Below are 15,144 nucleotides of genomic sequence, written 5' to 3'. Positions count from 1 at the left end.
ACCGCGCGGCGGCCAAGAACCAGGAACGAGAAACGAGAAGCGGGAAACTGCGCAGTCAGCGCGCCAGTTCCACAAGAAGTTCCACGTGGAACGTTTGTGGGAACAGGTCGATCAGGTGGACGCGCTCGACGCGGTAGCCGGATTCTAGCAACGCTTTCAGGTCGCGCGAGAGAGTGGCCGGATCGCAGGAGAGGTAGTGAAGGCGGGGCGCGACGATAGCGGCGAGGGAGCGGGTGACGCGCGGGCCGAGCCCGCCGCGCGGCGGATCTACAACGATCAGTTGAGGTTGCGGGCGTTTCGGAGAGCGCTCAAGGAAGGCATCGGTGGAGCTGCGCACGGCCTTGACGTTTGCTGGCGCGTTGCGGCGGAGGTCCTGAAATGATGCGTCGCCGGCCTCGACAGCGACGACGCGCGCGAATTTTTCGGCCAGGGGGAGCGAGAACAAGCCGACGCCGGCGTAGAGGTCCCAGGCAAGGTCGCCGGCTGCGGCGCCGGTGACGAGCGCGGGGAGATTGGGAAGGAGGTGGCGATTGGCCTGAAAAAACGATCCGGCGGAGACGCGGTAGGTGCGCTGATCCACCTTGTATTCGAGTTCGCGCGCGCCAGCGCTCGCGAGCAAACGCGGCTCGGCCTGGTGGCGCTCGTTGACCGCGCTGAGCAGCGCGACCCCAACGGCTTCGGGCAGGGCGGGGGTGAGTTGCTCCAGGAAGGCAGAGCAGAGTTTCTCGCCGGCGCGCGCGTGGAGGTGGCGAGCGGCATGCAGCTCGACGAGAAGGCGCTCGCCGGCGGCGCGGGCGAAGAATTCGACTTCGGCGATGCCCGCCGGAAACTTGCCGCCGCGACCGAGTTCGGTGACCACGCTGATCGCGCGGTTGATGAGCGGCGAGCTGATGGGACAGCTCTCGACGGGGAGCAGTTCGCGTGCGCGGTGCCGCGCGTAGCAGAGCGCAAATTCAGGAGTGGCACGGACGCGCAGGCGCGTGCGATTGCGGTAGTTCCACGGCGGCGAGGTGAGCACGCTGATCGGGCCGCGCCAGTCCAGGCGCGCGAGGCGGCGAAAGTTTTCGCGCGCGATGTCCTGCTTGATCCGGAGCTGGTGTTCGTAAGTGGTGTGCTGGTAGTGGCAGCCGCCGCATTGGCCGTAGTACGGGCAGGGCGGCTCGGTGCGGTGCGGCGAAGGCGTGAGCACGCGGTCGCGGCTGAGGCGGGCGCGGGCGAAGCCGGGCTTTTCTTCAGTAATCGTCGCTTCGACGGATTCACCTTCAAGAACGAAAGGAACAAACACGGCCTTGCCGCGTTCCTGTCCGGGGTCCGCATCGGCGGGAAGACGCGCGAGACCGTCGCCGCCGTAGATCAGTTTTTCGATGGTGAGCTGCATTGGTCGGTCCATCCGTCGTTACCGCACGTAGGCGCGGCAAAGGGCGCGGCGCGAACCCGGGGCACTGTCATGCGAGTGCGGCCAGGGCTTCGCCCACGACAAAGATCGAACCGGTGATGACGACCACGCCGTTCGGTCCGGCTTGACGGCGGGCGCGCTCGACGGCGGCCGCGACCGCCGGCTCCAGGGCGATGTCGGCGCCGGCGCGGGCGGCGGATTCAGCGATTTCTTGCGGCGTGGCCGAGCGCGGGTTCGCGGCGTGGGTGGCAATGACGCGGTCGGCGAGAGGGAACAGGATTTCGGCCATCTCGGCGACGGCCTTGTCGCGCATGGCGCCGAAAACGAACAGCAGCGGACGCCCGGCAAAATTTTCGCTGAGGGCGGCGCGCAGCGCCCAGGCGCCGGCGGGATTGTGGGCCACGTCGAGGACGATGGTGGGCCCGCCGGCGATCACCTGGAAGCGGCCGGGCCAACTGGTTTTGCGGATGCCGCGCTCGATGTCGCGCGCGGTCACCGCAATTCCCTGCTGGTCCAGTTCGACGGCGGCGGCGATGGCCAGCGCCAGGTTGCGAAGCTGGTGGCGACCGACGAGCGGTGAGTCAACTTCGATTTCTTCGCCGAGGACGGCGAGGGGGTAGCGCTGGCGGAGCGTGGGATCGGCCAGGGCGGTGGCGCGCGCAGCACCGACGACTTCCCCACTCAAGCCAAAAGAGGGTTTGAGTGGGCCACGCGTTGGTCTGGGTGGGGCGCCCACGCCCGCCGAGCTGTGATTTTCGACGACGTGCGACGGCGCGTTGGGCGAGACCGGCGGCATGTAGGGGACGGCGCTGATGGCGCGGGCGCTGCGCTCGACGACGGCGCGGGCGAGCACGTCGTTGGCATGCGGATGCTGCGGCAGCAAAACGACGGCGCCGCCGGGGTGAATGATGCCGGCTTTCTCACCGGCGATTTCGGCGATGGTGTTGCCCAGAAATTTCTGGTGATCGAGCGCAATGTCGGTGATGACGGCGACGAGGGGCTCGACGATGTTGGTGGCGTCGAGGCGTCCACCCATGCCGACTTCGAGCACAGCAATCTCGACGCCGGCGGCGGCAAAGTACTCGAACGCCATGGCGGTGAGCATTTCAAAAAAACTGGGGCGCCAGGGCAGCTCGCCGGCCGAAACCAGGCGCTGGGCGGCGGCTTCCACGCGGTCGTAGATGGCGGAGAAATCGGCGTCGCTGATAAGGACGCCGTTGATTTGTATGCGCTCGTTGACGCGCAGCAGGTGCGGCGAAGTGTAGAGCGCGGTGCGATGTCCGGCGGCGTGGAGAATGGAGGCGAGCGTTGCGGCGGTGGAGCCCTTGCCGTTGGTGCCGGCGATCAGGACAGATTTGAAGCGGCGCTCGGGGTGTCCGAGCGCGCCGGTGAGGGCGCGCATGTGCGCCAGGTCGAATTTGTGCGATGGCGCGCGGGCCAGCTCGTGTCCCAGCGCGTAGAGCTGCTCGACGGCATGGGCGTAGGTGGACATGGGAAGAGTCCAGTGTAAATGAGGCGCGGAAGTGGGTGGCTCGCGCGGGGCATTGCGGCGGCAATCGGGTTCCTTCGCCTCGCCTCGTCCCGGCTGCGCCGGAACCGCGGCCTCGCTCAGGATGACTTCCGGCAAAGGGAGACGCAGCAAGCTACGTCTCTACGAGTTCGACGCCGGCGGCGCGGAGGGTTTCAGCGGCGAGGAGCGCCTTCGCTTCGAGCGAGGTCATGAGCGTTTCGCAGAAGTGAGGGCGAAGGCCGAGACGCTCGATATCAGGCATGAGCGAGGTGTCGCGCGTGTCGGCGACGAGCCGGTCGAGGAAATCGGCGTAGGCCTGAGCGATGCCGACAGCCGATGCGGGCAAGGCTTGCGAGCGCATCAGGTCAACAGCCGGTCCCGAGACGGCGGCGCCGCCGATGATGGGACTGATGGCGGCGACGGTGGCCGGAGTTTGGCGCAGGGCCTCGCGAATTCCGGGCACCGCGAGGATCGGGCCGATGCTGGTGACGGGATTGCTTGGCGCGATGATGACTGCCGACGCGTGCGCGATTGCCTGGAGCACCCCGGGCGCGGGGTGAGCGGACTCGGCCCCGGCGAAGCGCACGCCGCGGGCCGGAACCTGGTGGCGCTCACGCACGAAGTATTCCTGGAAGGCGAGTTCGCCGGCGGGCGTGGTGACGCGCGTTTCCACGCGGTCGTTGCTCATGGGCAGAATGCGCGCGGTGACCCGGAAGCGGCGCGCGAGTTCGGCGGTGGCCTCGGCCAGCGTGCTGCCTGAGGCGAGCAGGGCGGTGCGCGTCATGTGCGTGGCCAGGTCCCGGTCGCCGAGCGAGAACCAGGCAGGCCCGCCGAGGCGGCGCATGGCGTCGAGGCAGTGGAACGTATCGCCGTCAATGCCCCAGCCGCGCTCGCGACTGAGCACGCCGGCCAGGCCGTACATCACCGAGTCCACGTCGGGCGAGACGTGCAGGCCCCACCAGAGCAGGTCGTCGCCGGTGTTGACGATCACCGTGAGCCGTGAAGTTTCGGCGCCGAGAACAGCCTGGAGGCCCTGAAGGAATTTGGCCGCTCCGGTGCCGCCGGCGAGCACGGTGATCATGCGGCGCTCCACCACCCCATCATGCGCAACTCCGGCGCGCGCCGGGGGCCCCAGCCCGGGCGTAGCCTTCGCTGCCGGAGAGCTCGCGCAGGCGTTTGCTCAGCAGCGGCGAAGCACGTCGCTCGCTCATCGCGATGAATTCGGGATACACCGGCAAGCGCTGGCGCAATTCGAATCCGGCGGCGCTGGTGCGGCGCTCCAGTTCGTCCAGGTGCGGCCAGGGCGCCTCGGGATTGATGAAATCAGGCGTGAGCGGCGAGACGCCGCCCCAGTCGTTGATGCCGGCCGAGAGCAGGTGCTCGTAGCCGGGGCGCGAGAGGTTGGGCGGCGCCTGGATGTTGACGTTGCGCAGGATGAGTCTCGCGACGGCGATGGTGCGCAGCATCTCGCCGCGTCCCGGCTCGGGCCAGTGCGCCATGGGAATGGCGGCCTTGACGCGGAAATTCTGCACGATGACTTCCTGCACGTGTCCGCAGCGGGCGTGGAGATCGCGGATGGCGAACAGCGTGGCGACACGGTCGTCAGGCGTTTCGCCGATGCCGATGAGCAGGCCGGTGGTGAAGGGAATGCCGAGGCGCCCGGCATCGCGCAGCACGCGCAGGCGGCGGGCGGGAACTTTGTCGGGCGCGCGGTCGTGGGCGGCGCCGGGCGCGAGCAGATCGGTGCTGGTGGTTTCCAGCATGAGGCCGAGGCTGGGAGAAAACTGTGCCAGGCGCGCGAGCCACTCCTCGCTCATCAGGCCGGGATTGGCGTGCGGGATGAGCCTGGTTTCACGCAGCACGAGCTCGCACATCGCTTCCAGGTAGTGCAGCGTGGAGCGATAGCCGAGGCGGCGCAGTTCGGCGCGCATTTCCGGGAAGTCGAGTTCCGGCTTGTCGCCGAGGGAAAAGAGCGCTTCGGTGCAACCAAGTTTTTCGGCGGCGCGGGCGACGCCCAGGACTTCGTCGGGCGGCATGGTGTGCGCGCCGAGATCGCCGGGTGAGCGGCGGAAGGTGCAGTATCCGCAGTAGTCGCGACAGAGATTGGTGAGAGGAATGAAGGCTTTTCGCGAGTAGGTGACGACGCGCGGCTTGAAGGCTTCCTTTAAATTGCGCGCAGCGGCGAGAAGCGATGGGAGCTGGTCGTCGGAGATGCGGACAAGGGCGCGGGCGTCGGCGGGCGTGAGTTCGTGTCCGGATTCGGCGCGGGCCAGAGTGGCGGAGATGGTGGCGGCGGTCGCCATGCGTGCAATGATCGAGGATAGCACTCCGTGCGAGTGTGTCGTCCCTCGGGGGACTCGCGTCGTTGGCGCCAATCAGCGCTCGCACTCCGGGCCACGGCCGTGGCGTCGCTCCGGGGCCGGGGCGGGGACCGGCCGCGATTCGGCGCGGGGGGTTACAATTCCTGGTTGCCGTCTCCGCGTGAGGCGCATCCTTAATGTAAGGAGCTTTCCATGGCTGCATCGATCCCCGAGAAGTTCGCCGATCTGCTCAAGAAAGTCGCATTCGCCAACCTGGCCACGCTCATGCCCAGCGGCCAGCCGCAGGTGACGCCGGTGTGGTTCGATTACGACGGCCGCAATTTGATCGTGAACAGCGCTCGGGGGCGGCAGAAAGACAAGAACGTGCGCCGCGACCCGCGGGTGTCGCTCTCGATCCAGGACCCGGACAATCCGTACCGCTACCTGGAAATCCGCGGCAAGGTCGTGGACATTACCGAAAACGGCGCCGACGCGCACATCGACAAGATGGCGAAGAAGTACCTGGGGAAAGACAAGTATCCGGGGCGGTCGCCGGGCGAAGTGCGGGTGCTGTACAAGATCGAGCCGGAGAGATTCAGCTCGATGGGTTAAAGGCTTTCGCCGCAGAGATCGCACAGATCGCAGAGAGAAACCGGCTCATTCAGAGCCAGTGTCCGATCTGGGCGCGTTCAGCGGCGTGAGCAGCTGCGAACAACCAGCGCGATGGGCAGGCCGACGCAGAGCATGTGCGTCACGATTGCGATGGCGTGGCTGGTGGGGTTGAACGCGGGACGGCGCAGCAGCGAGAGCGGCTGCACGATCCAGTACATGACCAGGTAGACCGCCACCCCGTAGACGATGCCCCAAATCACCGCGCGCCCGGTGAGGAAGTGCAGGCGGCGGCTCGCGAAATAGAAGACGGCGGCGGCGGTGAAGGCGATGAGGAAGTGGAAGCCGGCGCCGAGCGCGGCGATTTCCCATCCGCCGGAGAAGGCTGCCTGGCCGAGCGCGCCGCTGGCAATGCCCTTCAGGATGCGGACCGGCCCGACACCGGCGCGCAGGTAAGCGGTGACGAACGCCGCCGTGAGGTCGAGGACGCCGCAGGTGAGTCCGGCGGCGAAGATCACGAGCGCGGGTGAAGCAACGGCCGGCGTGGCGGCGGTGGATGAACTTGCCATGTGTCTTCTCCGATCGGGCCGCGCCGGGTGAAAAGCGGCATTGCGCAAGAGGTTCGGCGCAAACTGCGCTCTCGGGCGCTTGCCACGTTTGAAAGCCCAATGTTAATGTTGCGGGCCTTGGCGCAGCAGTTTCCCACCTTTTTACTCCTGTTCGGGAGGCGCTGATGACGAAATCCGTATCCATTACCGTGAACGGCAGCGAGCGGAGGGCGCAGGTCGAGCCGCGGCTCCTGCTCGTCCACTTTCTGCGCGAGGTTGCGGGACTGACGGGCACGCACATCGGCTGCGAGACGTCGCTGTGCGGCGCCTGCACGGTGCTGATGAACGGCCGCGCGGTGAAGTCGTGCACGGTGCTGGCGGTGCAGGCCGACGGCGAGTCGGTGACGACGGTGGAAGGCCTGGCGAAAAACGGCGAGCTGCACGCCATCCAGCAGGGATTCTGGGAGGAGCATGGCCTGCAGTGCGGATACTGCACGCCCGGCATGATCCTGTGCGCTCACGACCTGCTGGAACACTCGACCGAACCGAGCGAAGCCGAGATTCGCGACGCCATCAGCGGCAACCTGTGCCGCTGCACCGGCTACCAGCACATTGTGAACGCGGTGAAGTCGGCGGGCCGCAAGATGAGCAAGCGCAAGGCGGCGCGCGCGGTGGGAGGGAGATAGCCATGGCGACGAAACCCTCCCCGAAGCCGAAGACGAAGGTGCGGCAGGCGCCGCAGGTTGTGCTGCAGAAAGCGAAGGAGAAGGCGCCGGCGCCGAGAACCGACGGCGCGCGCTGGGTCGGACAGAGCCTCAGGCGCAAGGAAGATCCGCGTCTTATCCAGGGGCGGAGCCACTACACCGACGATTTGCTGCTGCCGGGGTTGCTGCACTGCGTCTTCGTGCGGTCGCCGCATGCTTACGCGAAGATCGGCGCGATCAACGCCGACGCGGCGCTGGCGCATCCCGGGGTCGTTGCCGTGCTGACGGCGGACGATTTGGGCGAACTCGGCAATGTACCGTGCGCGGGCGCGCTACCGGGCCTGAAGGTGCCGAAGCATCCGGCGCTGGCGCGCGGATTCGCGCGCTACGTAGGCGAGCCGGTGGCGGCGGTGATTGCCGAAGACCTGTACGCGGCGCGCGATGCAGCCGACAAGGTCGAGGTGGACTACGAAGCGCGTCCGGCCGTGGTGGACATGGAGAAGGCGCTGGGCAAGGAAACGAACTTTGTCCACGACGAGTTCAAGACCAACCTGGCGTTCAGGCACGAGCTGAAGAACGGCGACGTGGCCGGCGCGTTCAAGACGGCCGATCGCGTGGTGAAGGCGCGGCTGGTGAACCAGCGGCTGGCGCCGATCCCGATGGAGACGCGCGGGGTCGTGGCGCAATACTTGCCGGGCGAGAAGACGCTCACGGTGTGGTCGAGCACGCAGATACCGCACCTGCTGAAGACGCAGATCTCGCTCATGGTCGGGCTGCCGGAAACGAGCGTGCGCGTGGTGACGCCGGAAGTGGGCGGCGGATTCGGATCCAAGCTGAACGTCTACGGCGAGGAAGCGGTGGTGCCGCTGGCGGCGATGAGGCTGGGGCGTCCGGTGAAGTGGACGGAGTGGAGGCGCGAGAACATTGCGGCGACCATCCACGGGCGCGACCAGATCAACCTGCTGGAACTCGCCGTCAAGAATGACGGCACGATCCTGGGGCTGCGCGCGAAGATCCTTTCCGACCTCGGCGCGTATCACCAGCTGCTGACGCCGATCATTCCCACGCTGACGGCGCTGCTCATCACCGGCTGCTACAAAGTGCCGGCGGTGGAGGTGGTGATCGAGGGCGTGTTCACGAACAAGATGTCGACCGACGCGTATCGCGGCGCCGGGCGGCCGGAAGCGACGTACATCATCGAGCGCATCGTGGACATCGCGGCGCACGAATTGGGCCTCGATCCGGTGGAGATGCGGCGCAGGAACTTTCCCGGCGCGAAGGAGTTTCCGTTCAACACTTCGACCGGGATCATCTACGACTCGGGCAATTACCAGGCGACGCTGAAGAAGGCGCTCGAACTCTCCGACTACAACAAGCTGCGCGCCCGGCAAAAGAGTGGCTGGAAGCAGGGCAAGTATTACGGCATCGGGCTCTCGACGTACGTGGAAATTTGCGCAATGGGACCGTCGTCGGCCATGCCGGCGGGCGGCTGGGAGAGCGGGACGGTGCGCGTGGAGCCGACAGGCAAGGTCACGGTGCTGACCGGCGCCTCGCCGCACGGGCAGGGGCAGGAGACGACGTTCGCGCAGATCGTGGCCGATGAGCTCGGGATCACGCCGGAGGACGTGAACGTGGTGCACGGCGACACGGCCGCGGTGCCCTACGGCATCGGCACATTCGGCAGCCGGGCCACGGCGGTGGGCGGCACGGCGATGTTCCTCGCCACGGAAAAAGTGAAGGCGAAGATGGCCCGCATCGCCGGGCACCTGCTCGGGGTGAAGCCCGAGACGATCAGGTTCGCCAACGGACGCGCCGTCGCCAAGGGCGGCAAGTCGCTCCCGCTCGGCGAGGTGGTGGGCGCGGCCTATGTCGCCAAGAACCTGCCGCCGGGCGTGGATCCCGGGCTGGAGGCGACGCACTTCTTCGAGCCGTCGAACTTTACCTTCCCGTTTGGCGCGCACGTGATCTCGGTGGAGGTGGACGTTGAGACCGGCGCGGTCCAAGTGGAGAAGTACATCGCGGTGGACGATTGCGGGAACGTGATCAATCCGATGCTGGTCGAAGGGCAAATCCAGGGCGGCATCGCGCAGGGCATGGCGCAGGCGCTCTACGAAGAGCTGGTCTACAACGAAGACGGGCAACTGGTGACCGGCTCGCTGATGGATTACGCACCTCCGAAGGCGAACCAGCTGCCGTCGTTCACGCTGGCGCGGACGACGACGCCGTCGCCGGTGAATCCCATGGGCGTAAAGGGCGTGGGCGAGGCGGGCACGATCGGATCGACGCCGGCGGTGGTGAACGCGGTGGTGGATGCGCTGAGGCCGTTCGGGATCACGCACATTGATATGCCGCTGAAGCCGGAGAAAGTGTGGCGGGCCATTGAGGAGGCGAAGGCGCGGACGGCGGTTGCGCCGGCGGCAGGGAAGGCCCAGCCTCCGCCAAAGAACGGTGAAAGGCCGGGGCAGCCGCGGCGTGCCGGCGCCAGCGGCGCAAAAGCGCAGGCAGCCAGAGCGAAGGGCGGCGCAAGAGCGAAGGGCGGCGCAGGAGCGAAGGGCGCGCGGAGCACGGGTACGAAGACGAAGTCGAAAGCCGCGAAGGCGGGAAGGGGCGCGCGATGATTCCGGCAACCTTCAACTACGAAGCTCCGCGCACGCTGAGCGAGGCGCTGAACCTGCTCGCGTCGAATGAAGACGCCAAATTGCTGGCGGGCGGGCACTCGCTGCTGCCGGCGATGAAGCTGCGGCTGGCCGCGCCGGCGCTGCTGGTGGACCTGGGGCGGATCGGCGGGCTGCGCTACATACGCGGCACGCAGGACGGCATCGTGATCGGCGCGATGACGACGCACGCGGAGGTGGCGGCGTCGGCGTTGCTGAAGGCCGACTGCCCGCTGCTGCCGCAAACCGCCGAGCACATTGGCGACGTGCAGGTGCGCAACCGCGGAACGCTGGGCGGGAGCCTGGCGCACGCCGATCCGGCGGCAGACTATCCGGCGGCGATCCTGGCGCTGGACGCGGAGCTGGTGGCGCACAGCACAACGGGCGAGCGAGTGATCGCGGCGAAGGACTTCTTCACCGGGTTGTTTTCGACGGCGCTGGGCCCGGGCGAGATCATCACCGAAGTGCGCGTGCCGCGGACGAACGGAAGCGGTACGGCATACAAGAAATTCCATCATCCCGCCTCGGGATTCGCGGTGGCCGGCGTGGCGGTCGTGGTCCGCGGGACTTCCGCGAAACTCGAAAACGCTGCCGTGGGCATTACCGGCGTTGGGCCGAACGCGTATCGCGCGCGCAAGGTGGAGGCCGCGCTGCGCGGCAAGCCGGCGAGCGCGATTGCGGAAGCGGCGCAGAAGGCGGCCGACGGCGTGGAGCCGCTGAGCGACAACTTCGCTTCGGCGGAGTATCGGCGGCACCTGGCGAAGGTGTTCACGCGGCGGGCGATAGAAGAAGCACTTGGCACTTAGCACCTGGCATTTGGCGGTGCAGGTCCATGCCCGGGCGACTCACGGCGCATTCTTTGGTGGCGCCGCGCTGTTGAGGGGCCAAGTGCGAACCGCCAAAGGCTAACTGCCGTACAACGGCACTGTTGCAAGCACAATGAAAATCCAAGGCACCTACACCGTTCCCGCTCCGCGCAACGAAGTGTGGAACGCGCTGATGGATCCGGCGATTCTGGAGCGGGCAATTCCCGGCTGCGAAAAGCTGACGCCGCTGGGCGACAACCGCTACACGGCGATCCTGAAGGCGGGCGTGGGCAACATCAAGGGGACGTTCAACAGCGAGATCGCGCTGACGGAGCTGAGGCCGCCGGCGAGCTACACGCTTACGTCGAAGGCCAAGGCGCCGGTCGGGTTCGTGGAAGGCGCCGGGCAGGTGAGCCTGGAAGAGGCCGACGGGGGCGCGGCGACCACGGTGCGCTTTGCCGGCGACGCGAAGATGGGCGGCATGCTGGCGTCGGTGGCCGGGCGGCTGTTCGAGGCGGCGGCGCAGAAGAACATCGGCGACATGTTCAAGAACCTGGCGAAGCTGGTTGCGAAGTGACCGCATCGTCCGGGTCAGCCCTGGTTGTCCTCTCCCCGGAAGTGGTGATCGTCTTCCCTGAGCAGGTTCTTGAGATTCGAAGCGGCGATTTGCGCGCCGTAGAGCATGAGCCGGGCGTCGTGCGGTGAAACGGCGCCGTCGGCGATGGCGCGGAGCACCTGGAGCACGGCGGCGTGGAGGGAGTGCGCGTCCTCGATGGGAGGAAGGCTGTAGTCGCGGCGCGCGGGCGTGAACAGGCGCTGATGGAAGTAGCAGCGGCGGCGTCCGCGGACGGCAGGGGAGCCGCAACGGCGGCCGTCGGGCTTGTAGAAGTTGCAGCGCGGGGCGGCGTGGCGTGGGGGTATTCCCTCCCCACCCGGTCTAACAGAATCATCGGCTTGCGCGAAAATTCGCGCCAGATCAGGCAAAGTACAGGGGTTGGAGGCAAAATCAGCCGGAGAAAGGACTTGCGGCGCCGGCGTGAGGGCGGCGTAAGAGCAGTTCTGGAAGTTGTTCAAGGGAAGATCGAGCGTAGTGCGCGGGGCTGTGGAAAGGCAAGCGCCATGAGGCGTCAGGCGGCCGAACCCGTCTGACGGCATGCTGTTGGCCGTGCCCCTTTAGAGCAAGAGCCGCGACCGGGCGCGAATGCGCTCGCGCCCTTTCCGCTGATAAGCTCGCCGCTTAGTCGCCGTACCGGCTCCTGCGCGGCGGTTTCTCTTTGTGATTGGATTTCACCGGGCTAAAGCCCGGTGCTTCCACCGGGAGTTAGTTCGCGTGCAGCGCGACGATTTTCGTTGTGGTGCAGCCGTATCGCTGGGCGGGGGAAAACCGCCGCTTCGTCGCCGTACCGGCTCCTGCGCGGCGGCTTCTCTTGCAGCCCGATGTCACCGGGCTGAAGCCCGGTGCTTCCACCGGGGAGTCAGTTTCCGTGCGGAGGGACGATTTTCGTTGTGGTGCAGCCGTATCGCCGGGCGGGGGAAAACGGCCGCTTAGTCGCCGTACCGGCTCCTGCGCGGCGGCTTCTCTTTGTGATTGGAATTTCACCGGGCTAAAGCCCGGTGCTTCCACCGGAAGTCAGTTCGCCCGCGGAGGGCTCCGGGGCGACGATTTTGTTGTGGTGCAGTCGTATCGCCGGGCGGGGGAAAACGGCCGCTTAGTCGCCGTACCGGCTCCTGCGCGGCGGCTTCTCTTTGTGATTGGAATTTCACCGGGCTAAAGCCCGGTGCTTCCACCGGAGCCCGATTTCACCGGGCTAAAGCCAGGTGCTTCCACCGGAGCCTGATTTCACCGGGCCAAGGCCCGGTGCTTCCACCTCGTGGGGTGGCGCCGACGGGCGAGGGCGCCCGTCGCTACAGCGTGGAGTTCGGACTTCTCGGTCATGTCCGCCAAGGGAAGTCCTCAAATCCGCGCACAAAACGCGCCGACATGGGGCACCCTCGAGGACGATTCGCCAGCCGGCCCTCGCGCGACGCATCCCGGCGCTGATAATCTAATGAATTGGCATGGCGACCACGCTCAAGTCCGTGAGCAATACCGCGACTGGCGAACGCGAGCAGGTGTTTGAGGCGTTTCGCCGGTATGGATACCTGCAGGCGGACCTCGATCCGCTGGGACATCTGCGTCCGGAGCCGCATCCCGAGCTGGAACAACTGCGGGGCGAGGCGGCGGAGGAGGCGCGGGCCATCTACTCGGGCACGATTGGCGCCGAGTTCATGCACATCAACGATCGGGAGCGGCGGCGCTGGGTGGCCGAGCGCATGGAGAGCGAGCCGGCGCCGGTGGACCGGGAGCGCGTGCTGGAGCGGCTGATCACGGCGGAACTGTTCGAGCAGGTCTTGCAGTCGCGCTATTTGGGCACGAAGCGGTTTTCGCTGGAGGGCAACGCGTCGCTGATCCCGCTGCTGGACGAAGCGATGAACGCGGCGGGTGAGCGCGGCGCCGAACTGATCATGCTGGCCATGAGCCATCGCGGGCGGCTGAACGTGATGGGCAACATCGTGGGGCGGCCGGCGGCTGACATCTTCGCCAAATTCGAGGATGTGGACCCGCGCAGCGTGCTGGGCTCGGGCGACGTGAAGTATCACGTGGGCGCGACGGGGGAATACACGACCGCGGGCGGCAAGAAGCTCAACCTGCACCTGGTGTCAAATCCCAGCCATCTGGAAGCGGTTGATCCGGTGGTGATCGGGCGCGCGCGGGCGAAGCAGGTGCGGCGCGGCGCCGACGGTAAACAGGCGGTGTTGCCGATCGTGCTGCACGGCGACGGCGCGTTTGCCGGGCAGGGAATCCTGGCCGAGACGCTGAACCTGAGCGGCGTGGCCGGATACGACGTGGGCGGAACGCTGCACGTGGTGGTGAACAACCTGATCGGCTTCACCACGTCGCCGGAGGAGCTGCACACCTCGCGTTTTGCCGCCGACATTGCCAAGCGCCTGCCGATCCCCGTCTTCCACGTGAACGCCGACGATCCGGAAGCGGTGATTCGCGTGGCGCGGTGGGCGGCGGAGTATCGCTACGAGTTCGGCAGCGACGTTGTGATTGACCTGATCGGCTATCGCCGGCACGGGCACAGCGAAGTGGACGACCCGACGGTGACGCAGCCGCTGCTGTACAAGCGGATCGAGGCGCGCCGGCGGACGTGGGAAATCTACGCCGAGCGCATAGGGGTGGATGCGAGCGCAACGGCGGCGCGCATTCGCGAGCAACTGATGGAAGCGCAGCGCCAGGCGAGCGGCTACAAGAAGAAGCCGAAGATGGCAACGCTGCCGGGGTACTGGTCGGCGTATCGCGGCGGAGCGTGGAAGCCGGAGTACGAGGTAGAGACCGGCGTGCAGCGGGCGGAGTTGCAGCGCCTGGGCGAGGGACTGGCGCGCGCGCCGGAGGGCTTTCACGTGCATCCGAAGATCAAAAAGCTGCTCGAGCAGCGCGCCGAGATGGCGGCGGGGAAGCGCGCGGTGGACTACGGCATGGCCGAAGCGCTGGCGTTCGCGTCGCTGGTGACGCAGGGGACGCCGATCCGGCTTTCGGGGCAGGACACGCGGCGCGGCACCTTCAACCAGCGTCACGCGGCGCTGATCGATATCGAGACGGAAGAGCAATACGTGCCGCTGCAACATTTGGCGCCGGACCAGGCGAGCTGCGAGATCTACAACTCGACGCTTTCCGAGCAGGGCGTGCTCGGCTTTGAGTACGGCTACAGCCGCGATTATCCGGAGGCGCTGGTGGGGTGGGAGGCGCAGTTCGGGGACTTCGCCAACGGCGCACAGATCATCATTGACCAGTTCATCAGCGCGGGCGAGGACAAGTGGGGGCTGCTCTCCGGCGTGGTGCTGCTGCTGCCGCACGGCTACGAGGGACAGGGGCCGGAGCACTCCAGCGCGCGCATTGAGCGCTTTCTGCAGCTCGCGGCCGAAGACAACATGCAGATCACACAGCCCTCGACGGCGGCGCAGTACTTCCACCTGCTGCGGCGGCAGGCGCTGCGCAAATGGCGCAAGCCGCTGGTGGTGTTCACGCCGAAGAGCATGCTGCGGCATCCGCTGGCGTCGTCGAAGATTGAAGACCTGGAGCGCGGACCGTTCCTGCCGGTAGTGCCCGACGCCGAGGTCACCAACGCCGAGCGCGTGCTGATCTGCACCGGCAAGATCGGGCACGAACTGAGGCAGGAGCGGCAGAAGCGGAAAGACACGGCCACGGCGATTGTTTTCCTCGACCAGATGTATCCGTTTCCTGAAGCGCAGTTGGCGGCGGAACTGGGGCGGCATCCCAAGGCGCGCGAAGTGGTGTGGGTGCAGGAGGAGCCGGCAAACATGGGCGCGCTGTTCTACGTGGGGCCGCGGCTGCGGCGCCTGGCGAAGCCGACACCGGTGCGTTCGGTGAAGCGCTCGGCGAGCGCGAGCCCTGCCACCGGATCGGCCAAGGCGCACGAGATGGAGCAGAAGACGCTGCTCACGCTGGCGTTCACGACCGCATAACGTTCACCACGCGGCGGCCCGAGCGCCATCACGTTTTGCGTTCCACGGGTGAAACCTTTCCCGTCGTGCGGAGTCCCATGGGCAGGA

Annotated in this window: 12 protein-coding genes; 6 read left to right on the top strand and 6 right to left on the bottom strand. The window is 67.0% G+C overall.

Going from position 1 to position 15,144, the window contains the following annotated elements:
* Positions 1 to 55: 55 nt before the first annotated feature.
* The 4 genes from rlmD to cofG form a co-directional block, all read right to left on the bottom strand.
* Positions 56 to 1,390: a 23S rRNA (uracil(1939)-C(5))-methyltransferase RlmD gene (gene rlmD / locus VFA60_12095; GenBank protein ID HZQ92528.1), complete on the bottom strand. Its 1,335-nt coding sequence runs from the start codon at positions 1,388 to 1,390 to the stop codon at positions 56 to 58.
* A gap of 55 nt (positions 1,391 to 1,445) precedes the next feature.
* Positions 1,446 to 2,888 (bottom strand): folylpolyglutamate synthase/dihydrofolate synthase family protein, encoded by a 1,443-nt coding sequence (locus VFA60_12090; GenBank protein HZQ92527.1) that lies wholly within the window; start codon positions 2,886 to 2,888, stop codon positions 1,446 to 1,448.
* Positions 2,889 to 3,039: 151 nt separating this feature from the next.
* Positions 3,040 to 3,999, bottom strand: coding sequence for a 2-phospho-L-lactate transferase (gene cofD, locus VFA60_12085; GenBank protein ID HZQ92526.1), 960 nt, complete (start codon positions 3,997 to 3,999; stop codon positions 3,040 to 3,042).
* Positions 4,000 to 4,006: 7 nt separating this feature from the next.
* Positions 4,007 to 5,209, bottom strand: coding sequence for a 7,8-didemethyl-8-hydroxy-5-deazariboflavin synthase CofG (gene cofG, locus VFA60_12080; protein HZQ92525.1), 1,203 nt, complete (start codon positions 5,207 to 5,209; stop codon positions 4,007 to 4,009).
* A 210-nt stretch (positions 5,210 to 5,419) separates the two neighbouring features.
* On the opposite strand from cofG, the gene VFA60_12075 reads away from it, so the two are divergent.
* Positions 5,420 to 5,818, top strand: coding sequence for a PPOX class F420-dependent oxidoreductase (locus tag VFA60_12075; GenBank protein ID HZQ92524.1), 399 nt, complete (start codon positions 5,420 to 5,422; stop codon positions 5,816 to 5,818).
* Positions 5,819 to 5,895: 77 nt separating this feature from the next.
* Here the strand turns inward: VFA60_12075 and VFA60_12070 are convergent, their stop codons facing one another.
* Complete coding sequence (locus VFA60_12070) at positions 5,896 to 6,384, bottom strand: hypothetical protein (protein ID HZQ92523.1); 489 nt, start codon at positions 6,382 to 6,384, stop codon at positions 5,896 to 5,898.
* A 164-nt stretch (positions 6,385 to 6,548) separates the two neighbouring features.
* Here VFA60_12070 and VFA60_12065 point away from each other — a divergent pair, with 164 nt between their 5' ends.
* The 4 genes from VFA60_12065 to VFA60_12050 all read left to right on the top strand — a co-directional run bounded on the left by VFA60_12065 (position 6,549) and on the right by VFA60_12050 (position 11,104).
* Positions 6,549 to 7,049 carry a (2Fe-2S)-binding protein gene (locus tag VFA60_12065; protein ID HZQ92522.1) on the top strand — a complete coding sequence of 167 codons (501 nt, stop codon included), beginning with the start codon at positions 6,549 to 6,551 and terminating at the stop codon, positions 7,047 to 7,049.
* A 2-nt stretch (positions 7,050 to 7,051) separates the two neighbouring features.
* Entirely contained in the window at positions 7,052 to 9,685 is a 2,634-nt protein-coding gene (locus VFA60_12060; protein HZQ92521.1) for a xanthine dehydrogenase family protein molybdopterin-binding subunit, read from the top strand.
* On the top strand, positions 9,682 to 10,527 hold the full coding sequence (locus VFA60_12055) for a xanthine dehydrogenase family protein subunit M (GenBank protein ID HZQ92520.1): 846 nt from the start codon (positions 9,682 to 9,684) through the stop codon (positions 10,525 to 10,527). The genes VFA60_12060 and VFA60_12055 overlap by 4 nt, the downstream gene beginning before the upstream one ends.
* Before the next feature lie 133 nt (positions 10,528 to 10,660).
* A complete protein-coding gene (locus tag VFA60_12050) occupies positions 10,661 to 11,104 on the top strand; it encodes a carbon monoxide dehydrogenase subunit G (GenBank protein HZQ92519.1) in 444 nt (147 codons plus the stop codon).
* A 14-nt stretch (positions 11,105 to 11,118) separates the two neighbouring features.
* Here the strand turns inward: VFA60_12050 and VFA60_12045 are convergent, their stop codons facing one another.
* Positions 11,119 to 11,682 (bottom strand): hypothetical protein, encoded by a 564-nt coding sequence (locus tag VFA60_12045; protein ID HZQ92518.1) that lies wholly within the window; start codon positions 11,680 to 11,682, stop codon positions 11,119 to 11,121.
* A 903-nt stretch (positions 11,683 to 12,585) separates the two neighbouring features.
* On the opposite strand from VFA60_12045, the gene VFA60_12040 reads away from it, so the two are divergent.
* Complete coding sequence (locus tag VFA60_12040) at positions 12,586 to 15,057, top strand: 2-oxoglutarate dehydrogenase E1 component (protein ID HZQ92517.1); 2,472 nt, start codon at positions 12,586 to 12,588, stop codon at positions 15,055 to 15,057.
* Positions 15,058 to 15,144 lie beyond the last annotated feature (87 nt).

Source organism: Terriglobales bacterium (assembly GCA_035651995.1).
In the GTDB taxonomy this organism is placed as follows: domain Bacteria; phylum Acidobacteriota; class Terriglobia; order Terriglobales; family Acidobacteriaceae; genus DASRER01.
This window is presented reverse-complemented; position numbering and strand designations above follow the sequence as displayed.